General features: G+C 62.8%; 16 protein-coding genes and 1 pseudogene. 8 read left to right on the top strand and 9 right to left on the bottom strand.

The window, feature by feature from the left end; genetic code table 11:
• Positions 1 to 27 precede the first annotated feature (27 nt).
• From HHL24_RS34320 to HHL24_RS34310, 3 genes are all read right to left on the bottom strand, one after another.
• Positions 28 to 1,593, bottom strand: a complete 1,566-nt coding sequence (locus HHL24_RS34320) for a sugar ABC transporter ATP-binding protein (protein WP_206003153.1) — start codon at positions 1,591 to 1,593, stop codon at positions 28 to 30.
• 384 nt (positions 1,594 to 1,977) lie between these two features.
• Positions 1,978 to 2,997: an ABC transporter substrate-binding protein gene (locus HHL24_RS34315; RefSeq protein ID WP_169489733.1), complete on the bottom strand. Its 1,020-nt coding sequence runs from the start codon at positions 2,995 to 2,997 to the stop codon at positions 1,978 to 1,980.
• 113 nt (positions 2,998 to 3,110) lie between these two features.
• Entirely contained in the window at positions 3,111 to 4,163 is a 1,053-nt protein-coding gene (locus tag HHL24_RS34310) for a LacI family DNA-binding transcriptional regulator (protein WP_169489741.1), read from the bottom strand.
• 338 nt (positions 4,164 to 4,501) lie between these two features.
• Here HHL24_RS34310 and HHL24_RS34305 point away from each other — a divergent pair, with 338 nt between their 5' ends.
• On the top strand, positions 4,502 to 5,500 hold the full coding sequence (locus tag HHL24_RS34305) for an aldose 1-epimerase (RefSeq protein WP_169489732.1): 999 nt from the start codon (positions 4,502 to 4,504) through the stop codon (positions 5,498 to 5,500).
• Between the two features lie 172 nt (positions 5,501 to 5,672).
• On the opposite strand, the gene HHL24_RS34300 is transcribed toward HHL24_RS34305, so the two are convergent.
• Together HHL24_RS34300 and HHL24_RS34295 are read right to left on the bottom strand one after the other, a co-directional pair.
• Positions 5,673 to 6,470, bottom strand: a complete 798-nt coding sequence (locus HHL24_RS34300; protein WP_169489731.1) for an endonuclease/exonuclease/phosphatase family protein — start codon at positions 6,468 to 6,470, stop codon at positions 5,673 to 5,675.
• 94 nt (positions 6,471 to 6,564) lie between these two features.
• Entirely contained in the window at positions 6,565 to 7,059 is a 495-nt protein-coding gene (locus HHL24_RS34295) for a hypothetical protein (RefSeq protein WP_169489730.1), read from the bottom strand.
• 350 nt (positions 7,060 to 7,409) lie between these two features.
• Between HHL24_RS34295 and HHL24_RS34290 the strand changes: the two genes are divergently transcribed.
• From HHL24_RS34290 to HHL24_RS34275, 4 genes are all read left to right on the top strand, one after another.
• The gene (locus HHL24_RS34290) at positions 7,410 to 8,387 is read left to right on the top strand and encodes an AAA family ATPase (protein ID WP_169489729.1); all 978 of its coding nucleotides are present in this window, start codon (positions 7,410 to 7,412) and stop codon (positions 8,385 to 8,387) included.
• A 429-nt stretch (positions 8,388 to 8,816) separates the two neighbouring features.
• Positions 8,817 to 9,923 (top strand): NAD(P)/FAD-dependent oxidoreductase, encoded by a 1,107-nt coding sequence (locus tag HHL24_RS34285; RefSeq protein ID WP_169489728.1) that lies wholly within the window; start codon positions 8,817 to 8,819, stop codon positions 9,921 to 9,923.
• Positions 9,924 to 10,122: 199 nt separating this feature from the next.
• Positions 10,123 to 10,434 (top strand): high-potential iron-sulfur protein, encoded by a 312-nt coding sequence (locus HHL24_RS34280; protein WP_169489727.1) that lies wholly within the window; start codon positions 10,123 to 10,125, stop codon positions 10,432 to 10,434.
• Positions 10,435 to 10,708: 274 nt separating this feature from the next.
• Positions 10,709 to 12,001, top strand: a complete 1,293-nt coding sequence (locus tag HHL24_RS34275) for an MFS transporter (protein WP_169489726.1) — start codon at positions 10,709 to 10,711, stop codon at positions 11,999 to 12,001.
• A gap of 109 nt (positions 12,002 to 12,110) precedes the next feature.
• On the opposite strand, the gene HHL24_RS34270 is transcribed toward HHL24_RS34275, so the two are convergent.
• Both HHL24_RS34270 and HHL24_RS34265 read right to left on the bottom strand, forming a co-directional pair.
• On the bottom strand, positions 12,111 to 13,631 hold the full coding sequence (locus tag HHL24_RS34270; protein WP_169489725.1) for an amidase: 1,521 nt from the start codon (positions 13,629 to 13,631) through the stop codon (positions 12,111 to 12,113).
• A gap of 232 nt (positions 13,632 to 13,863) precedes the next feature.
• Positions 13,864 to 14,562: a dienelactone hydrolase family protein gene (locus HHL24_RS34265; protein ID WP_169489724.1), complete on the bottom strand. Its 699-nt coding sequence runs from the start codon at positions 14,560 to 14,562 to the stop codon at positions 13,864 to 13,866.
• A 274-nt stretch (positions 14,563 to 14,836) separates the two neighbouring features.
• Here HHL24_RS34265 and HHL24_RS34260 point away from each other — a divergent pair, with 274 nt between their 5' ends.
• The 3 genes from HHL24_RS34260 (at position 14,837) to HHL24_RS34250 (ending at position 18,678) form a co-directional block, all read left to right on the top strand.
• The gene (locus tag HHL24_RS34260) at positions 14,837 to 15,940 is read left to right on the top strand and encodes an NAD(P)H-dependent flavin oxidoreductase (protein ID WP_169489723.1); all 1,104 of its coding nucleotides are present in this window, start codon (positions 14,837 to 14,839) and stop codon (positions 15,938 to 15,940) included.
• 434 nt (positions 15,941 to 16,374) lie between these two features.
• Complete coding sequence (locus HHL24_RS34255) at positions 16,375 to 17,520, top strand: branched-chain amino acid ABC transporter substrate-binding protein (protein WP_169489722.1); 1,146 nt, start codon at positions 16,375 to 16,377, stop codon at positions 17,518 to 17,520.
• Between the two features lie 141 nt (positions 17,521 to 17,661).
• The gene (locus HHL24_RS34250; RefSeq protein ID WP_169489721.1) at positions 17,662 to 18,678 is read left to right on the top strand and encodes a cupin-like domain-containing protein; all 1,017 of its coding nucleotides are present in this window, start codon (positions 17,662 to 17,664) and stop codon (positions 18,676 to 18,678) included.
• A 559-nt stretch (positions 18,679 to 19,237) separates the two neighbouring features.
• On the opposite strand, the pseudogene HHL24_RS34245 reads toward HHL24_RS34250, so the two are convergent.
• Positions 19,238 to 20,506 (bottom strand): annotated as a pseudogene (locus HHL24_RS34245) (collagen-like triple helix repeat-containing protein); the annotation flags it as partial.
• A gap of 257 nt (positions 20,507 to 20,763) precedes the next feature.
• Positions 20,764 to 21,975, bottom strand: coding sequence for an MFS transporter (locus tag HHL24_RS34240; RefSeq protein WP_169489719.1), 1,212 nt, complete (start codon positions 21,973 to 21,975; stop codon positions 20,764 to 20,766).
• Positions 21,976 to 22,046: the final 71 nt, after the last annotated feature.

Below are 22,046 nucleotides of genomic sequence, written 5' to 3'. Positions count from 1 at the left end.
TCGGCGTGCAACGACTCAGTGTGCAACTTAAGCGCCATGACGGTCGCCCTCCAACGCGTCTTCGATATGTGCGGACTGGGCGGCTTCGGCCAGTTGCGACTGGCCTTCGCTGCCGTAGGCGATGGCGTCCATGATCGCGGTCTCGCTCATGTCCGCGCCGTTCAGTTCGGCGACGGTGCGGCCGTCGCGGATCACTACCGCGCGGTCGGCCACCGCTGTCAGTTCTTCGAGTTCGGAGGCGGACAGCAGCACAGCGAGGCCCGCATCGCGCAGCTCGCGCACGATCTTCGCCACGTCGGCTTTGGCGCCGACGTCGATGCCGCGCGTCGGTTCGTCGAGCAGCAGCAACGACGGTTCGGCAGCGAGCCAGCGGGCGAGCAGGACCTTCTGCTGATTGCCGCCAGACAATTCGCGAATTGGCTGATCGGCCGAGCGCAGCTTGATGCCGAGCGACGCAATAAAACGATCGACGATCGCCTGCTGTTTCTTCACGTCGACCACACCGTTCTTCGCTAGCGTGCGCAAGCAGACGAGCGTGAGGTTGTCGCGCACCGAGAGTTCGGGGACGATGCCTTCGGCTTTGCGGTCCTCGGTGAGATAAGCGAGGCCGCGCGCGATCGCGTCCTGCGGCGACTTCAACGCCACCGCCTCGCCGCCAATCGACAATGAACCTTGTTCGATAGGATCGGCGCCGAACATCAGGCGCATGGTTTCGGTACGGCCCGAGCCGAGCAGGCCCGCGAGACCCACCGCTTCGCCCGCATGCACTTCGAGCGACACATCGCTCACTTTCGGATGCGTGCTCAAATGCGTCGCGGCGATCGCCTGCTTGCCGCGACGCGCGAGGTTCGCTTCGCGCGCAGTGGCGTCTTCCTGCACGACGGCGGCAAGCGTGCGGCCGAGCATCGTCGTGACAAGTTGCAGTTTGTCCATCTCCGCCATCGTGCTTTGCGCGACCGTCTGGCCGTCGCGCATCACGGTGACGCGATCGCACAGCGCATACAGTTCGTCGAGCCGGTGCGAGACGAAAATCACCGCGCGGCCGTCGTCGCGCAGTTTGCGTACAACGGTGAAGAGCAATTCCACTTCGCGTTCATCGAGCGACGAGGTGGACTCGTCCATGATGACCATCTTCGCATCCGACGATACGGCGCGCGCCAGCGCCACCATCTGCTGAATTGCGGTCGAATAGCGGCTGACTGGTTTCTTCACATCGATCTGCAAACCGAACGATTCGAGCAATGCGGCGGCGCGCTGCTGCACGGCGCGCCAGTCGATCAGGCCAAAACGGCGTGGCTCGCGGCCGAGGAAAATGTTCTCCGCCACCGAGCGGAACGGCACCAGGTTGATCTCCTGATAGATCGTGCTGATGCCGGCTTCACGTGCCTGTTTGGGCGTGCGGAAATCGACTTCGCGGCCTTCGAAGCACACGCTGCCCGAGCCGCGCCGATATGCGCCGGTCAGGATCTTGATCATGGTCGATTTGCCGGCGCCGTTCTGGCCGATCAGCGCATGCACTTCGCCGGCTGCCACGCTGAGATTGGCGCTGCGCAACGCGGGTGCGCCGCCGAAGCTGATGCCGATGTCCTGCATCTCCAGCAGCGGGGAACGGGTAAGGGGAGAGTGTGGCGTCTCTTTGCCGGATTCCGTCACGGGTGTCCTCCTGATGCGTGTGCTGCTTCATGCGCTGCATGAGTTGCACGGGCGAGCCGCTGTGGCCATTCGTTCGGGCGCTATGCAGGCGGTGTCGCCGGACCATGTTACGCCGCATAAAAGCGAAGCGACGGCCCGTGCTGCCACGAACGCGTCGCTCCGAACCCTTCCCGTCGCCCGCCCCCCAAGGAGACTGATTCGGGGCGGGGACGTCCTGCGGGCACTGCCGCCGAAGAGGCTTTCTTCGAAGTGCGGAGCGCCTGGACACTCCGCTAAAGCACTGCCCCCAAGCTACAAAACCGCGCGTACGACGGCGGCGGTCGATCAATAGCCGTACTGCATGTTCTGCTGCACATTGCTCTTGTCGTAGAAGCGGTCCGAGACCTTGACCCACGTCGGGATCTTTTCGCCCTTCGCGTAACGCTGGGCGACGTCGCAGGCGAGCGGGCCGAAGAACGGGCTCGATTGCACGCTTGCGCCGAGCTCGCCGGCGGCGATCGCATCCATGCCACCCTTGGTGCCGTCGATCGTGACGATCTGGATATCCTTGCCCGGTTGCTTGCCGGCCGCCTTGATCGCGGCGATCGCGCCGAGTGCCATCTCGTCGTTATGTGCGTAGACGGCGGTCACGTCCGGATGCGCCTGCAACAGCGTTTCCATCACCTGGCGGCCCTTGTCGCGCGCGAAGTCGCCGCTTTGTGACGCGATGATCGTCATGCCCGGATTCTTCGCGATGATTTCGTCGAAGCCCTTCTTGCGATCGTTCGCCGCGGACGCGCCAGTGGTGCCTTCGAGTTCGATGATCTTCGCCTTGCCGCCGGTCGCCTTGACCAGCCAGTCAGCGGCGCGATGGCCCTGATCGATGAAGTCGGAGCCGATGAAGGTGATGTAGTCGCGCCCCGCCTTGGCCACCGACTGATCGACGTCGCGGTCGACCAGAATCACCGGAATGCCGGCCTTTTTAGCTTGCAGCACGACCGGCGCAAGCGGTTTTTCTTCGCGCGGCGGGAACACCAGCAGATCGACGTGTTGCGCGATCATGTTCTGGATATCCGACACCTGTTTCGAGTTCGAACTGTTGGCGTCGGTCATGACCAACTGCCAGCCGCACTTCGCGGCGATGTCCTTGAAGCTCTTGGTTTCCGCGAGACGCCATGGATTGTTGCTTTCGGTCTGCGCGAAGCCGACCTTCAGCGGAGTCTTGCTGGGCAACTTCGGCAGCGCGTCGTCGGCATGCGCCGTGGCGACGCCGAAACCGATGGCCAGAGCCAGCAGCGAACCTGCCAGCGGACGAATCTGCTGCCTGCGCGCGTGCTTGCGCGACTGCGTGTTGAGCGACGCCATTGTCTTCCTCCAGTACCTGGTGAGGTGTATTTGCTTTTTAGTGTTTCTCCTGTCGGCCGGGCTGTTTCACCCTGACCGGACGTGCCGATTATTCCATCGAGAATTATTATCGGTCAATCACTAATAATATTAATTATTGGCTTTTTTGCCTCGGTAATTACCCTGACCGAACCGCGTTCGACGAGTGGTCCGTCGAGTTTCACGAGCCGATGCCGCACCGGTGCGCCGGCCGCGCGGTTGTGTTCTTCCTGGAGCAGAGTTTCGACGGCCCAGCGTCCCAATTCGTAGTTCGGCAGCACCACGGTCGACAGTGGCGGATGCGTGTGACGGGCAATTTCCTGGTCGTCGTAGCCGAGCACGGAAACGTCTTCGGGCACGCGCAGGCCGAGTTGCTTCAGTGCCTCGATCGCGCCCAGCGCGGTCAGATCGTTGGCGCAGAAAATGGCGGTCGGCGGATGGGGCTCGCGCATCAGGGAGAGCGTCATTTCGAAGCCGACCCCCGAGCTCCAGTCGCCGTCGCGCACCAGTTCCGGCGCGAACGGCAGGTCGGCGGTAGCGAGCGCGGTGCGATAACCCTTGAGGCGGTCTTTCGAGGCGTCCTGCCACGGCTCGCCGTTGATATAGCCGATCCGCCGATGCCCCGACTGCAGTAGATAGTCGGTCGCCAGATGGCCGCCCGCGACCTCGGCCGGTACCACCGATGAAAGCCCGCCTTCGCTCGTGTAGCAGTTCAGCAGCACGGTGGGCACCTGCGAGAGCGCCGCCGGCAGGGTGACCTTGCGGGTGTAGACGGTCGCGTAGATCACGCCGAATACGTGCGGGTTCGACAGCGTCGCGTCGAGCACCTGCTTTTCGATGTCGGCGTTGCCATGCGTCGAGTAGACGGCGAGCATCTTGCCGCTTGCATAGGCCGCATCGCGCGCGCCGTCGACGTTGACGACCGGGTGCGGACTGGTGGAAATCTCGTCGGCCAGATAGACGATCAGGTTGCGTTCATCGTTCGAAGCCGACACCGGTTCGCGCAGCGAAAGGCGGTAGCCGAGGTCGTGCGCGGCCTTCAGCACCTTGTTGCGGGTGGTCTCGGAGAATTTCGCGCCGGTCGCGTTGTTCAGGACAAGCGAAACGGTGGATTGCGACACGCCGGTGAGCTTGGCGATGTCGGTCATGGTCGGACGGCGTTGAGTCGATTTTTTCATTGTGCGGGCCGCGCTGCAGCGGCGCGAAAGCAAGGGCATGTCGGTGGCATGTGTGGTGCTGACGGTACCACTAATAATATGCGCGCGGCAACGCACGCTAACCCGCCATTTGGGAGGTTTCGCGAGGCATGATTCGGTGCATTCTGGCAAATTTATTACTAATAATATTGACCGATATGCTTTGGCGTGCGATTCTCGGTCGCGCGGACCCTGACGGTTCGCCGGCCGCGCGCTGTGCGCGGCACGTCATAGGAGACATCCATGGGCGTTCATGCCGCCATCCGCCTGAGGCTCCGCCTTTTCTGACCATGCGCGACGTTTCCCTGAATCCGGTCCGGCCGCTCGTCACTGACCTCACTAACCTCACCGAGCTCGCATGGCTCGACGACCGCGCGATCGCGCCGGCGCTTGTCACGCTGACGTCAGGCGCCACGCGAGTAGTGGTCGCGCCTGAAGTCGGCGGCGCGTTGGCGGCTTACTACGAGTCGACGCCTGAAGGCGCGCTGCACTGGCTGAGGCCGGCCACGCAAGCGGCGTTCGATGAACGCGATCCGCTACGCATGGCGAGCTTTCCGCTGTTTCCCTACTGCAACCGGATTCGCGATGCGCGTTTTGAGTTCGGCGGCGGCACAGTCGATCTGAGCGGTAATGACTTGCGTTTTGCGCACGCGTTGCATGGCAATGCGTGGCGGCATCCCTGGCAGGTAGGTGCGTGCACGGAGAGTTCAGTGGAGTTGCACTTCGAACACACACCGGATCCGCAGCAGCCTGGCGACTGGCCGTTCCGTTATCGCGCGCAGCAGCGTATCGAATTGGTCGGCGGCGCACTGCACGTCGCGTTGTCCGCGCAGAATCTGGGTGACCGGCCGATGCCCTTCGGCATGGGCCATCACCCGTACTATCCACGCACCGCGCAGACCCGCGTCTACGCCAATGTGCAACGCATGTGGCATGCCGACGCGGACGTGCTGCCCACGCATCTCGGCCCGCACCCCGCGGTTGAGGCGCTGCGTCACGGCATGTCGCCGGACGCGTTCGCGCTCGACAACAACTTCGCCAACTGGTCGCGCGAGGCGACGATTGCGTGGCCCGACGAACACCGTCAATTGACGATGACCGCCGATACGCCCTTCGATCATCTGGTCGTATTCGCGCCCGCCAACGATGCGCAACTGTGCGTGGAACCGGTGACCAACACCACCGATTGCTTCAACGCGGTCGACATGCAGGAGCAGGTGGGCGGCTGTGTGCTGGAGCCGGGCGAGGAGATCGCGGCGACGCTGACCTGGACGCCGCGCAAGGGCTAGCCGAGGCTTGCAATATTTCTTTGCGTCCAGAGGGCATGGTCGGGACGGGCGTTGGATCGCCCGGAAGTGTCAACCATGTCCTCGCACACTTGTCAGCCGTGTCTCCGGTCTGTACAGCCGCTGCAAAAAGAAAAGGGCAGCCGCGCTGCCCTTGCAACCGAACCCAGCCTCCTCACTCGACCCGCAGCCGAGCCATATACGGCAAGTGATCCGACAGCCACGCCGTTTCCTGCGTCGGCTGGATCCATTCGACCGGTTTCATGCCGCGCACGAACATCTTGTCGAGCGCCAGCGCCGGCGAGAAGGCCGGGAACGTGCGGCCCGATTCACCGAGCAGCGTGGCCACTTCCTGCAGGCCGTGTTCGGCGAAGAGCGGCACCGAGTCGTTGCGCCAGTCGTTGAAGTCGCCGGCCAGCACCAACGGACCTTCCGGCGCTTCCTTCGCGATCCAGTGCGCGATCCAGTTCATCTGCCGCAAGCGCGCCGAGCGCGTGAGCGCGAGATGCGCGCACAACAGCGTGACTGAATGACCGCCGAAGGTCGCCCGCGCCACCAGCAGGCCGCGTTTTTCGAAGCGATGCGCGGAGATATCCCAGCGCCCGCCGAGATCGAGCGGATGCGGCGACAGAATCGCATTGCCATGCCGCCACGAGGGCTTGAACACGTTCGGCCCAAGCGCGATTTCGAGCTCGGCCGCGCGTGCGATCTCGGTGGCCTGGCAATGCCAGACATCGCTCAACGGATCGGTGAGCGGCGAGCCAAAACTACTTGCCAATATCGGCGCGGGCATGCGCCGCGCCATCGCTTCCTGTAAAAAATACGCGTCCGCATGGGTCGACTGTACCCAGCGCTGCATCGCCTGCCAGGCCTGAAAGCCGAGCGGTGTGCGGCCCTTATGCAGATTCCAGCTCACCGCAATGAAATCCTTGGGCGCTACGCTCTCGCGGATCAATTCTTCTGGGTTTCGCATGCCGCGTTGTCCACGTGTTCTGTTGAGGCTTCGGTTATTCGCTTGAGTTCGCTTGCGTTTGCTCTTAACTGTGCAGGTTTGCCGCTGGTTTGCTTTAGCTCGGACCGTTCGCAAGGCTCGCACGCACGCGATAGACGAGGTTCGGATTCTTGTCGACGATCGTCCAGCTGGTCCACTGGCCGGCTGGCACCGTCAGGCCGGGATGGCTCGCGCTCACCTGACGCGGCTGCGGCGGCAGCTTGCAGCCGGTATCGGTTTGCTGCGGGGCGTCTTCCTCGAACGTTTCCTGGGCTTCGATCGACAGCGTGACCGCATTTGCATCCGCGTGCAGCGGCGAGACCGTCAGCGTGCGCGCCAGATCGATGCTACCGCCGGGCTGATCTTTACAGCCGACGTTATGCTGCATCATCTTGTGGTGCGTGTCCGTGCGCGCCTGGCCGACGGTAGTGGTGCCGTCGAATGAATCGATCTGCTGGCCGTCGCGCATGACCTGCAACTGCCATTGAACGACCTGTTGTGCCGACCCTTGCTGCGCGTTTGCAAGCAGCGAAGTGCCGAACAGCACGGCGGCGATACTGGTTTTCCACATAGAAAGAGTCTCCGGTTACTGCGTCCGGCAGAGTAGTCAGAGGGCCATCTTACGCCTGATGGGGCGAACGCTTTTCTGACACTTCAAACGGGGCCGGGTTCAGCAATACACCATTTCAGGTGAAAGAGTGAATCCCCGAAGAGACTGCCTTCGGGGCGCCTCCGAGTGGGCCGTACTTCGAGGCGTCCCTCAAAGAAGACTTCCTCCGGGGCATCGCAGAAAACGGGGCCGTTGTTAGCAGCAGAGCCGCACGACTGCTGGCTTGCACACGAATATGTCCTCGTTACACTGGACTTGAAACGGCGCCCATCAGGCGCCGCAGCAGCAAGACCAGCCAGACGGGGTGAGCGATGACAACAGCAATGGTCAAACAGGAAATCGCCGTGGCGTCTTTCAGTCGGGTGTACGACCTCGATCAGGTCGAGACCGCACTGAACGATCTCGGCGAAGGCGCGAACGAGGCGCTGCGTGCCACTTACGAAAAGATGCTGAAAACCGGCAATCTGCGCTTCTGCGTCAAGCCGAACCGGATGCCGTCGATCGACGATCTGATCGACGCGCTGCCCAACTTTTCAGCGCCGCTCGACGACATTCGCAAGCAGGTCGCCTTGTGTCTCGAGACTGAAGACCGGCTTGAACTGATGCCGATCCTGCTGCTCGGCGACCCGGGCATCGGCAAGACGCACTTTGCCAAGCAGTTGGCGCGCCTGCTCGGCACCGCCTACCAGTACGTGGCGATGAGTTCGCTGACGGCGGGGTGGATTCTGTCGGGCGCCTCGTCGCAGTGGAAGAACGCGAAGCCGGGCAAGGTGTTCGATGCGCTCGTGAACGGCAGCTACGCGAACCCCGTGATCGCCGTCGACGAAATCGACAAGGCCACCGGCGATTCGCAATACGATCCGCTCGGCGCGCTTTACGCGCTGCTTGAGCACGACACGGCGCAGACCTTCATCGACGAATTCGCCGAGATTCCGATCAATGCCGGCCACGTGATCTGGATCGCCACGGCGAACGACGAGCGCTCGATCCCGGAGCCGATTCTGAACCGGATGAACGTGTATGAGATTCCGCCGCCGGATCATGACGGCGCACGCCGTATCGCCCAATCGATCTACGACGAGATTCGCTCGGCGCATAACTGGGGTCTGCGCTTTCCCGCAACGCTAGGCGACGCCGCGCTCAATGCGCTGAAGCCGGCATCGCCCCGTGAAATGCGGCGCGCGATTCTCAATGGCTTCGGCGCGGCGCGCATCGACGGGCGCGATTGGATCGACGCTGGCGACATCCGGCTGGATTACGGAAATCGCCGGAAACCGATCGGTTTTTGATGTTTTTTACCCTTTTTTTGCCTGAAAGCCGCCTTTGGGCGGCTTTTTTATGGTCTCAAATCGGGCTTCTATACCGGAAAGACGATGAATGCTCCGGCAATTGTTGCTAATTATGAGATGCGATTGCATGTCACCACGCGGCGCCACTCGACGCCCCGTCCGCATGAAGAGTCGAGCGCGGCGACCGTCGACGGCGTACACTGATCTTGTCCGGCCTATACGTTTTAGACCTGCTCAAGACCGAATGCCCGCAGTCGTCCGACTGCGGGCATTTGTGTCTGTGCAGCGTCGTACAATTTTGCAAAGTGGTTGCGTAAGGCCAGATGCGTTCGACAGCGAGCGGTGTGCGGTCCTCGATAGCCGCACCCTGTCTTCATGTATATCGGGTGAACGAGGCAGCGCGCGGCGAGGTCAGCCGCGTCAAGGGACATGGATCAAATCGAATGTGTAGTGATCGGCGCAGGCGTGATCGGTCTCGCGGTGGCGCGTGCACTGGCGGCGCGCGGGCGCGAGGTGATCGTGCTGGAAGCGGCCGAAGCGATCGGCGTAGGCACCAGTTCGCGCAATAGCGAAGTGATTCACGCGGGGATCTACTATCCGCGCGGCTCGTTGAAAGCGGCGCTCTGTGTGCGTGGCCGCGAGATGCTCTACGACTATTGCGTTGAACACAATGTGCCGCATTCACGCTGCGGCAAACTGCTGGTGGCCACCTCGCGCAACCAGATTCCTCAGCTCGAAAGCATCATGGCGAAGGGCCGTGAGAACGGCGTGCTCGATCTGATGCGGATCAGCGGCGACCAGGCGCAAGCGCTCGAACCCGCGCTCGAATGTGTGGAGGCTGTGTTCTCGCCGCAGACGGGCATCGTCGATAGTCACCAGTTGATGCTGGCGCTTCAGGGCGACGCCGAGCGCGACGGCGCAGTCTGCGCGTTCCACGCGCCGGTCAAGGCGATCGAGGCGAGCAACGGCCGCTTCATCATCAAGGTGGGTGGCAGCGCGCCGACCACGATTAGCGCCGCCTGCGTGATCAACAGCGCCGGCTTGCAAGCGAACGCGCTGGCGCGCACGATTCGTGGCCTCGACGCGCGTCATGTGCCGCCCCTCTATCTCGCGCGCGGCAACTACTTCAGCATCTCGGGGCGCGCGCCGTTCAGCCGCCTGATTTACCCGATGCCGAACGAAGCCGGCCTCGGCGTACATCTAACGATCGATCTTGGCGGCCAGGCGCGCTTCGGTCCCGACGTCGAATGGGTCGACGCGATCAATTACGACGTCGATCCGCATCGCGCGGACTCCTTTTACGCGGCGATTCGTGCTTACTGGCCCGCGCTTCCCGACGATGCCTTGCAGCCCGCTTATGCGGGGATTCGTCCGAAGCTCTCCGGCCCAGGCGAGCCCGCCGCCGACTTCGTGATTCAAGGTCCGGCCGCGCATGGCGTGCGCGGGCTCGTCAATCTGTTCGGTATTGAGTCGCCGGGATTGACGGCCTCGCTGGCGATTGCGCAGCGCGTCTGCGAATTGAGCGGGCGCGCCTAATCGTCGCACCCCGGGTTTTCACCCGGGTGCTTGCGTCACATGATTAGCCGGCGTGCCGCGCTCGATATTCGAGCGTGGCGTCGTACCAATTCGCTTATCTCTACCATTTGGGCCGTCACGCGCGACGGCTTCGTTGCTATCCTTGGGGACCGCTGTCATCAGAACGGCGATCAGTTCAATATAAATGGAGTGAGTCCCCATGAAATCTTCCCGTCGTACGTTTTTGATCACCAGCATTGGTGTGGCCTCGACCTTCGCGCTGTCGCGCCAGGCTTTTGCAGACGCACCGAAGGTCGCCGAGACCGATCCGACCGCACAAGCGCTCGGCTACAAGGCCGATGCGACCAAAGTCGACAAGGCCAAGTTCGCGAAATACGCGGCCGGCCAGGACTGCGGCAACTGCAGCTTCTATCAAGGCAAGCCGACCGACGCTTACGCCGGTTGCCCGATGTTCGCGGGCAAGCAGGTCGCGAGCAAGGGTTGGTGCAGCGCATATAACAAGAAGGCCTGATTCCGTTCGGGTCGCGCACACGCTCAGTGGCGCGGCCAATGCGCTGCAACATGACGGCGCCGGACTGCTGTCCGATCATCGAGGCGTCTGCCGCCCTGCGCGACAGACGCCTTTTTGCAGCTTGAAAACAGCTTGCGCGCTCTTTACACTCCAATGCGATTGCTGCGGCCGGCGCTGTTTTTTCTCACTCACACTAAGAGATAAGAGACGCGCTGACGCACATCCACGCTGAGACGCCGTACCACGCCACACTTTTCGCAGGCTGGAGATTCGAATGGCACCAGCGTCAAGGAGCCTCCACACACGGGCCGTCGTGGCGGCCGTGATTGGCAATGCGCTCGAATGGTACGACCTCACCGTGTTCGGTTTCCTCACGGTGGTGATCGCACAATTATTCTTCCCGGTAGGCAACGACTATTCGTCGATGCTGCTGACCACCGCAACCTTCGGCGTTGCATTTGTCATGCGGCCGATCGGCGGCATCGTACTTGGACTTTACGCAGATCGCGCGGGACGCAAGGCGGCGCTGTTGCTCGTCATCGCGCTGATGACGCTTGGCATTCTGCTGCTGGCGATTGCCCCGCCGTATTCGGCGATCGGTATCGGCGCGCCGTTGATGATCGTGCTCGGGCGTTTGCTGCAGGGCTTTTCCGCCGGCGGTGAATTCGGCAGTTCTACTGCTTTGCTGATCGAAGCGGCGCCGTTCTCGAAGCGCGGTTTCTACGGCAGCTGGCAGATGGCGAGTCAGGCGGCGGCGCTTCTGCTCGGTGCTGTGGTTGGTGCGTTGATCACGCATGGCCTCTCGCCCGAGGCGTTGAAGTCATGGGGCTGGCGCGTACCGTTCATTCTGGGCTTGATCATCGGGCCGATCGGTTTCTATATCCGCCGGCATCTCTCCGATTCGGAAGTCTTTCTGCTTGCGCAAAAAACGGCGCGGCGCGCGACGCTCGGCGAAGTGTTCAAGTGCCATACCCGCGACGTGTTGTGCGGACTCGGCGCGGTGATCGCGCTCACCGTGACGATCTACGTGCTGATCAGCTATCTGCCGACCTTCGCGGTCAAGCAGTTGAAGCTGCCCTATGCGCAATCCTTTTACGCGGTGATCGTCGGCAATCTGCTGTTGACCGTGCTCTCGCCGCTGACGGGCGCATGGTCGGACAGGATCGGACGCAAAGGGCTTTCGCTGTGGTCGCTGGTGCTGACGCTCGTGATCATCTATCCGCTGTTCGCTTGGCTCGCGGCGGAGCCGAGCGTGTCGAAACTGATTCTGGTGCAGGCGCTACTGTCGATTACGCTGTCCGGATATTACGGACCGTTCGGCGCGTTAATCGCCGAACTGTTTCCGGCGAACGTGCGCTCGATTGGTTTATCACTCGCGTACAACGTCGCGGTGATGCTGTTCGGCGGCTTCGGGCCTTTCGTCGTGACGTGGCTCATCAACACCACGGGTTCGCCACTCGCGCCGACTTACTACGTGATGGGCGGATTGGCGTTGTCGATCGTCGCGGTAGCGTGCATCCCCGGCAAGCGGCACGCGGATCTCGATGCGCAGCGCAAACCGGCTTGAGTGTTCAGTGGCGCGGCTGCTCGGGTTGATTCGTCTGTCGTTGCACGAATCGTTGCTTGCGTGGGCGCTTGAGTAGGCGTCTGAGTCGATACGCTGGGCGCCCCTTCGTCTAGCTGCGCGCCTGCATTAACGGCGGCCGTTTGTCGAACCACGGCCGCGCCGCTTCGAGTTGCGCGGCCAGTCGCAACAGCGTTGCTTCACCGCCGTTACGCGTGGCGAACTGCACGCCGATAGGCAGCCCGCGCGCGTTCCAGTACAGCGGCACCGACATCGCCGGTTGTCCGCTCAGATTGAACACCTCCGTGCATCCCGCCCATGCGAACGCCTTGTTCGATGCTTCGGTCAGCAGCTTTTTCATCAGGGGTTCGAGCGGCATCGCCGTGACGGCGCGCATCTGCATGCGCTCCGCAGAGGTGGGATGCATTTCGCCGATCTTGATCGGAGCGCCAGCGAGCGTCGCGCACAGCAGCACGTCGTAGCGGCTCAGCAAATCGGTGAGGCGTTCGGTGATGCGGCGCTGTTCTTCCAGTGCGCTGGGCAGGCCGCGCTCGCCGAGTTTGCGGCCGACATGCGCCATGGTCCACGTCGAGATTTCGAATTCGTCGCGCAGCGGTTTGCGGCCGGTAATGCGATCGGCATGCAGCACCATTTCTTCCGCCGTCACGGACCAGAGCATCAGGAACGCATGGCGGACTGCCGCGAAATCGATCCCGAGCGACACCGGTTCGATGTTATGGCCCAGCGAACTGGCGAGTTGCGCGGCGTCTTCGAGCGCGGCGCGCGAGTCGGCGGAGAGCGAGGGTGCCAGCATCGAATCGGTGACGTACGCAATGTTCAGCGGCTTGCATGGCTCGCGGCTTGCGCCAAGGAAAGTACCCGGCGCGCCGAGCGGTCTGTCCGCGTTGCCCGCCAGCAGATCGAGCAGCAACGCGCTGTCGCGCACGCTGCGCGATACCGCGAGATCGATGCCGAGATCACCGGCCGCGGCGGTTGGCGTCGCGCGCGGCACACGTCCGCGGGAAGGCTTGAGGCCGAACAGTCCGCAACATGAAGCGGGAATGCGGATCGAGCCGCCGCCGTCCGATGCATGCGCAAGCGGTACGATGCCTGCGGCGACCGCCGCGGCCGCACCGCCGCTCGAGCCGCCAGGCGTGTGGTCGAGATTCCACGGATTGCGGCACGCGCCGAACAGTTCGGGCTCCGTATAAGGCATCTGACCGAGTTCGGACGTGCTGGTCTTGGCGAAGATGTTAAGGCCGGCCGCTTTCGCGAGCGCGACGACCGGTGCGTCCTCGGTAGGAATGAAGTGGCGATAGTGACGACTGCCCATCGCCATGCGCAACCCGGCGACCGGTGCGCCCAGGTCTTTGATCAGATAGGGCACGCCCGCGAGCGCAGCGTGCGTGCTTCCACCATCCGTATGGTTCGCGCCGTTCGCTCTGTTCGCATCGTCACGCGAGGCACGCTGACGCGCGGCGTCGTAGTCCTTCAGGACGATCGCATTGATCGCGGGATTGACGGCCTCGGTGCGGGAGATCGCGATGTCCAGCAACTCACGCGCGCTGGCTTCGCGACTTCGAACCAGTTCGGCGAGGCCGATGGCGTCATGGGCGAGATAGTCTGATTGCACGACGGAGGGATCCTCACTATCGAGTGTTGAATCTGCCGGTTGCCTACGCGCATGATGAACGGCTTGGCTGGACGTCCCGTCGTCCCCGATTCATCGATATGCATGGAAGATGACGACGCGCTGATAGCGCGTCGTCCTTGAGAGAGTAACCCACGTACAGGTGTAAGTTACAGGCGCCAATTAAAGCCGCGAGTTCCAGGCGCAAGCTCCGGGCACCGGTTACAACCGCGAGTTACAGCCGTTCGCCGAGGAAAGTCAGCGTGCGGCCATGCGCCAGCGCTGCGGCGGGCTGGTTATACGACGCGCGGTCCGAGCAGTTGAAGCCGTGATCGGCGTTCGGATAAATGTTGAATTCCGCATCGGTGCGGCCGGCGAAGCGTTCCTGAATCTGGCCGACAGCCGACAGCGGAATATGCGCGTCGAGTTCGCCGTAGTGGAATTGCATCGGCACTTTGACCTTGGCGGCCTGATCGAGCTTGTTCTGGATGCCGCCGCCGTAGTACGCAACCGCGCCGTCAAGCGTGCCTTGCGCGGCTGCCAGATACGCGAGCTGACCGCCGAAGCAGAAGCCAATCGCCGCGACCTTGCCGGTCACTTCCGGCATGGCGCGCAGTGCTGCAGCGGCTGCGCCGATATCGGCCACCGCCTGGTCGACGTTGGTCTTCTGCATCAGCTCGATGCCCTTCTCGCGATCCGCGCCGTCATACGTCAATTCGACGCGCGGCTGCACGCGCCAGAACACGTCCGGTGCGAGCGCGATGTAGCCGTCTTGCGCGTATTGATCCGCGACCGAACGGATATGGCTGTTCACGCCGAAGATTTCCTGAATGATGATGACGGCCGGTCCCTTGCCGCCTTTGGGCAGCGCCAGATAGCCGCCGAAACTGTCGTTGCCGGCGGGAATGTCGATCCAGCGGGAAGTCGTGCTCATGTTGCTCTCCATTTACCAGTGCGTTGATGCGCGGGGGCGGTCTGAATGAATGCCAGAGGCCTGAATGCCTAAGGCGGGCGGTCAGTTTGCCATCAAAAGAAACGCCTTGCAGCGAGGCCACGCGCAGCCTGACGACGCCCGCAGCGCGGCGACAATCTCGTAAGGCGATTGAAACATTCTCGATAATTCATTTTCCCGCGCGCGCACGGCTCGGTACAGTTCAGAGTCTTGGCTCGTCGATGCTGCGAGCGCATTGTCGGAGGGGGAATCGATCATGAATGAAGGAAGTTTTGTGACGCCGTTTGCGGCGCGTTTCGAGTTGCGGGTGCCGGTCGTGCAGGCGCCGATGGCCGGCGGCGCGACGACGCCTGCGATGGTGGCGGCGGTATCGAATGCCGGTGGTCTCGGCTTCCTCGCGGCGGCGGCACTGCCGCCCGAGAAGATCGTGAGCGAAGTCGCGGCAATTCGTGCGCTGACGAATCGCCCCTTCGGCGTGAATCTGTTTGTATTGGAGCCGGCCGCACCGGACGAAGCCACCGTGCGCCACGCGCTCGAAGCAATCGATCCATTGCGCGCGGACCTCGGTTTGCCGCCGGGCAAGCCGCTCGAACGCTATGCGCCGGATTTTCGCGCGCAACTCGAAACGCTGATCGAATTGCGCGTGCCGGTGGCGAGCTTCACGTTCGGACTGCTTTGCGCCGAGGATGTTGCCCGCCTGCATGCAAACGGCCTATATGTAATAGGCACCGCGACGCATGCCGCCGAAGGTGTCGCCTGGCGCGACGCGGGCGCAGACGCCATCGCCGCACAAGGCGCGGAGGCGGGTGCGCATCGCGGTACCTTCATCGGCGCATTCGAGGATGCGCTGGTCGGCACAATGGCGCTCGTGCCGCAACTCGTCGATGCGACCGGTCTGCCGGTGCTGGCCGCCGGCGGCATCATGGACGGGCGCGGCATCGTCGCCGCGCTCGCGCTCGGCGCGCAAGCCGCGGTGATGGGCACCGCATTCCTCACCTGTCAGGAGAGTGCGATACCGCAGGCATGGAAAACCCGCGTACGTTCGATGTCCGACACATCGACCTCTGTGACGCGCGTGATCACCGGGCGTCATGCGCGTGGCATACGCAATTCGTTGATGCAGCGTTTGAGCGAGTCAGCGCACAAGGTCGCGCCTTATCCGGTGCAAAACGCTTTGACTCAGGAGCTGCGGCAAACCGCGAGCCGCGCGGATAACGGCGACTATCTGTCTCTATGGTCAGGCCAGGGTGCGCCGCTTGGCCGCAAGCGTCGGGAAGGCCTCGGTGCGGCGGAACTGGTCGGGCAACTCGAGCAGGAATGGCATGCAGCAGCCGCACGGATCGGCGCGCTAAAACGTTGATTCGGCATGACTCAGGCGCGCCTCGCAGCGACCTGCGACGCGCCTTGTTTTTTAAGCACAAAGCCTATTCGAAACATTAACGGTTTAACACGCTAAAAGCTTTAGGCCGCGCTGTTAGACGAAAGGCTCACCTAGCGGAAACCCGCATGGGCTGGCGCTTTCCAGCCTGTCTTTCCAGCCGGAATCGGCTCCTGTTGGATAAACGCTATTAGTGTTCATCCCACTTCCTCAAAAAAGTCCCACAATTTAATTTGATGGCCTACACTTGCGCGCAAGTACGGTTTGCCGCCTGCCACAAACAGTCCGGTGAACGTGCTGGCCAAGTGCATGAACGATGCAACCGGCGTGGTCGTCCACGGGACTGAGCGACACGTGTAGGGAAGCGGGGGCACAGGGCGATTACGTTGTTTTTGGGACCGAAACTGGAGACTTACATGAACATCAAGATTCAAAAGCTGTTGCCGATCAGCGCTGCGGCCATGTTGTTTGCGTCGTTGGCAACGGGCGCGGTGGCGGACGAGGTCGTCAAGATCGGCCACGTTGCACCGTTGACCGGCGGTATCGCTCACCTGGGTAAAGACAACGAAAACGGCGCGCGCCTGGCAGTTGAAGAAATCAACGCCAAGGGCCTGACGATCGGTGGCCAGAAAATCACGCTGCAACTCGACGCGCAAGACGACGCAGCTGACCCGCGTACGGCTACGCAAGTCGCGCAGAAGCTGGTGGACGATAAGGTCGTCGCAGTGGTCGGCCACTTGAACTCGGGCACCTCGATTCCGGCTTCGAAGATCTATAGCGATGCTGGCATCGTGCAGATCTCGCCGTCGGCAACGAACCCGGCCTACACGCAACAAGGTTTCAAGACGACGTACCGCGTCGTGGCGACCGATGCGCAACAAGGTCCGGCACTGGCTAACTACGCAGCCAAGGGTCTGAAAGTGAAGAGCGTCGCGATCGTCGACGACTCGACCGCTTACGGCCAGGGTCTCGCCAACGAATTCGAAAAGACCGCCAAGTCGCTGGGCCTGAACGTGATGTCGCATGACGCGACGAACGACAAGGCTGTCGACTTCCGCGCGATTCTGACGAAGATCAAGGGCGAAAACCCGGACGCGATCATGTACGGCGGTATGGACGCAACCGGCGGCCCGTTCGCCAAGCAAGCCAAGCAGCTCGGCCTGCGCGCGAAGGTGCTGGCAGGCGACGGCGTGTGTACCGACAAGCTGTCGGACCTGGCTGGCGACGCAACCGACAACATCGTCTGCTCGGAAGCCGGTATGGCGCTCGAGAAGATGTCCGGTGGCGCAGCGTTCCTCGCCAAGTATCAGAAGCGTTTCGGCCAACCGATCCAGATCTACGCTCCGTTCACGTATGACGCTGTGTACATCATCGTCGACGCTATGAAGCGTGCGAACTCGACCGATCCGGCGAAGATTCTGGCAGCAATGCCGGCGACCGACTACAAGGGTGTGATCGGCGAAACCACGTTCGACTCGAAGGGCGACCTTCAACACGGCGTGATCTCGCTGTACAACTACAAGGCAGGCAAGAAGACGCTGCTCGACGTAGTGAAGATGTAAAAACCGCATGCCCGAAGACAGCTTTGTTTGTCTTCGATCAAGCAGCTAAAAGGCACGCGCGCCGCAAGGCTCGCGTGCCTTTTCTTTTGGGCGTCTGCATGCGAGGCTAGCGGGTTTGAGAACATCGTTTGGGAGAATGCCGTGACCACTGTGATCCGTTCGATCGATAACGGCTGGCGCCGCTGGATTGCCGAAAATCTGTTGCTCGACGCACCGCCGCCCGCCGTGCACGGTGCGCTGGTCGGGCATGGTTTCGACCCGGCCGAAGCCGCCCGCGAAATCGAGACAGCGCTCGCGAGTCCTTACTTTGAGGGTGCCGCACGCTTGCGCAATCGTTTGCGTAAGCGCGAATGGATATTGTCGGTGTACGGCACGCTCAATCGTATGCGCGCTGGAAGCGCTGTGATCGAAAGGCGCGAGCGTTTATCGCGTGACGAGTTCTTTGAGCAGTACTACTTTCAGAACCGGCCGGTCATCATCACCGGCGCTTTCGATTTCTGGCCGGCGCGCACGCAGTGGAGTTTCGACTACTTTCGCGAGCGTTGCGGGGATTGCGAAGTCGAAGTGCAGTTCGGCCGCGAGTCGGATGCGAATTATGAAATCAATCAACCGAAGCTCAAGCGCATGATGCGCTTTGCCGATTATGTGGATCTCGTCGAGCGCAGCGGCCCGACTAACGATTTCTACATGACCGCCAATAACACCTCGCACAATCGCGCGGCACTCGCGGCGTTATGGTCCGATGTGCCGGCTATCGGCGAATATCTCGACGCCGGATCGCCCGATACCGGTTTTTTCTGGATGGGACCGGCTGGAACGAAGACGCCGTTTCACCATGATCTGACCAATAACTTCATGGCGCAGGTGATCGGCCGCAAACAGATCAAGCTGATTCCATTGTCCGATACGCCGCATGTAGTGAACACCCTGCATTGCTTTTCGCAGGTGGACGGCAATGCGATTGACTACGAACGCTTCCCGTCGATGCGCAATGCGCATTTGATGGAATGCACGCTCGAACCCGGCGAATTGCTGTTTCTGCCGATCGGCTGGTGGCATTACGTGGAAGGACTCGATGCATCGGTGACGATGACGTACACCAATTTTCTGCAACGTAACGACTTCTCGCGGAATTACGTTACGTATCACGAACTGTGACAAAAAAACGGCGAGCCGGTTGACCCGGCTCGCCGCCCCCCTTCGACGCTTGTTTTGCCGCGCCGTTATTTGCCGTCGTTATTCGTCACTTCTTCGTTGCCAGGCCGCCCAGACCACTGAGCAAGCCAGCGCCCGTGGTGCCGCCCGCTGAGCTCGTCGTACCGGTCAATGTGCCGGTGACGGTGCTCAGTAGACCTGTAATCGGCGCAAGCGGGTTGCTGGTGCCGCTGGCCCCGCCGGTGCCGCTCGAACCCGCGGCCGACCCGAGTGCGCCTGTCAGCGACGACACCGCTGCCGTCACCGGTGCGAGCGGGTTGCCGCTGCTGCCCGTCGCGCCGCTCAATGCGCCGGTGACCGAAGTCACAACACCGGTCAGCGGTGCCAGCGGGCTTCCCGAGCCGCCGGAGACGCCACCGAGACTGCCGGTCACCGTGCTGAGGACGTTGGTCAGCGGTGCCAGCGGGCTTCCCGAGCCGCCGGAGACGCCGCCGAGGCTGCCGGTCACCGTGCTGAGGACGTTGGTCAGCGGCGCAAGCGGGCTGCCCGAACCGCCGGAGACCCCACCGAGGCTGCCAGTCACCGTGCTGAGGATGCCGGTCAATGGCGCAAGCGGACTGCCCGAGCCGCTGCCGCCGGTCAGGCCGCCGCTCAAAGTGCCGGGCAACGCGGTGAGAATGCTTGTCAACGGCGCCAGCGGAGTGCCGCCCAGCGGATTGCCCGTAGCGCCGTCGCTGCCGCCTGGATTCAGAATGCCGGTGAGGCCGCCGAGCGGGTTGCCGCTGCTCGAGCCGCCCGCGGTCAGCAGGCCACCGGCCGACGTGACTGTGTCGCCGAGCTTGGTCACGACATTGCCGAGGTTCTGGCCGATTGGGTTGTTGGTGGCGCTGCTGACCTGGCTACCCGCGCTATTAAGGCCATGACCGATGGTCGACAGCAGACCGTTCAGCGGGGAACCGAGACCGGTCGTATCGCCGACGGTTTGGGTCGTCTGCGCCAGCGTGGCGGTGATCGGCGTGATTGCGGTGCTGACGGTTTGCGTCACTTGCTGGATCGGGCCGTTCGTCAGCTGCGAGCCCAGTTGCGTGCCGAGGCCGCTGACTGCATTGCCGACCGTCGAGACCGTGCTGCCGAGTGGCGTGGTCAGCGGACTGAGCGGCGCGGTGGGACCGCTGCCGAGACTCGTCACGAGCTGGCCGGCGCTGTTGACCGCCTGGCCTGCGTCATAAACCAGGCCGCCGCTGCTCGCCAGCGTCGTGCCGAGCGGATCCTTGGAATTGCCGAGCTGGCCGAGGCCGTTCACCGCGCCTGTACCGACCGCAGTGACGCCGGCGCCGAGATTCGAGACGACGTTGCCGAGCGCGGTCGTGGTGGCCGGGTTCGCGCCGGGGATCGGCGTGAGGCCGATCTGGCTACCGACTGCGGAGACGGTTTGGCCGGTCGCGGTGACTACATTGCCGGTGTTCTGGACGACGACGCCGATCGGATTGGCGCTGGTGGGCGTCGGTGTGGGTGTAGGCGTAGGCGTCGGCGTCGGCGTGGGTGTCGGAGTCGGAGTCGGAGTCGGCGTGGGAGTAGGTGTCGGCGTCGGAGTAGGCGTCGGCGTCGGCGTCGGAGTAGGCGTGGGCGTAGGTGTCGGAGTGGGCGTGGGCGTGGGCGTCGGCGTTCCGCTTCCCGAACCAGAACCCGAGCCCGAGCCCGAACCGCTGCCGGAACCACTACCCGACCCGCTCGGGACACTCGGTCTGATCGTCGTGCTTCCGCATCCGGTCAGTAAGATCATCGACGTCACGCACATGGCGATCGCCGACAGTTTGAAATTGCGATTCATGGTCTGCTCCCCCGTAATTTGGATACTGGCTGGGGAGCTAACTGCAAGGCCTATGCCATTTTTGTTTGAATGACCAGTTTGAAAGTTAAATTAATATAATCAAAGAGTTGCGAGTGTTGCTGTGAAGTAGGGAACGTGCTGATGTTGCCGATGTGGCGGGGAACACATCAGCGTGCAGCCCTCGCGTTACGTAACGTAAGGTTGTGGCTTTTCATATGGCGTGACATTCGCCGATGCAGCAGCAGTGCGCGTCTGCGTCAGATCTTCAAACGCCGCAGCACCTTCGGACCCGCGATCGCGAGCAGCGCCGAACACACGGCCACCACGGACAACCCGATCGGCAAACTGGTCACCTGCGTCACCGCACCGATGATCACCGGTCCGAGCATCAGCCCGAAGTACGCCAGCCCGGCAACATGCGCGAGCCCTTCGGCCGCGTGAATACCTTTGACGCTCGCCGCTGCCGCGAACAGCACGGGCATCATGTTCGCGAGCCCGAGACCCATCAGCGTGAAGCCAATCAGCGCGGCGACCGGATTCGGCAGCAGCAACGCGCCGACCATCCCCGCGCAGGCAAGCGACGCGCTCGCCATCACCAGCTGCGGGGCGCCGAAGCGGGCACGCACGGTGTCGCCCGCGAAACGCGCCGCTGCCATGCCGCCCGAAAACGCCGCGTAGGCCGCGCTCGCAAGAGCCGGCGTGGACAGCACGACGTCGCGCATGTACACAGTGGCCCAATCGTACATCGCGCCTTCTGCGATCAGCGCGACCAGCGCCATCGCGCCGAGTGCCCACAAGGCCGGTGATCGCCAGCGGTTGGCGCGTGGCGTGGCGGCGTCGGGATGATCGGCGTGCGGCACGTGTGGCAGGACGGAAGGGCAGGCCGCGATCAGCACCAGCGCGCTGACGACCGCAGCCAGCGCGAGATGTACAGCCGGCGCCATGCCGCGCGCCAACAAGGCGCCGCCCACTGCCGCGCCGAACATCCCGCCGGCGCTAAACATGCCGTGCAACGACGACATGATCGGTTTGCCGAGTGTCTTCTCGACAGCGCTGGCTTCCGCGTTCATCGCGACGTCGAGCGTAGCCATGCCGGCACCGAAGACGGCCAGCACGATCAGCAACATCCAGTAAGCCGGCACAATCAGGATTAGCGCCGCACACGCTGTCATCGCGAGGCCGCCGGCCAGGCAAGCGCGGCGCGTGCCGACCCGCGCGATCCATGATGCATTCGCCGCCATTGCGCCGATCGAGCCACCGGCCACGGCCAGCAGCGCGAACGAGAGCATCGCCGCATTCAGATGGAAGCGGTCGCGCACGGTCGGTACATGCACCCCCCACGACGCGTACATCATGCCGGCGATGAAGAACACCGCCATCGTGGCGATCCGGGCGCGCTGCCGTGCGGTGGCGGAGAGCGCGCGATGAGCAGCGGGGAGGGTGGCGAATTCGGAGGAGCGGTCGGACACTGAAATCTCGTTGAGGGGGACGCGTAAGAAAGCGCGTTGAAAGCGAATTTTCGATTCTAACGAAGCGCGCT

Source organism: Paraburkholderia polaris (assembly GCF_012927345.1).
Taxonomy (GTDB): Bacteria; Pseudomonadota; Gammaproteobacteria; order Burkholderiales; family Burkholderiaceae; genus Paraburkholderia; species Paraburkholderia polaris.
This window is presented reverse-complemented; position numbering and strand designations above follow the sequence as displayed.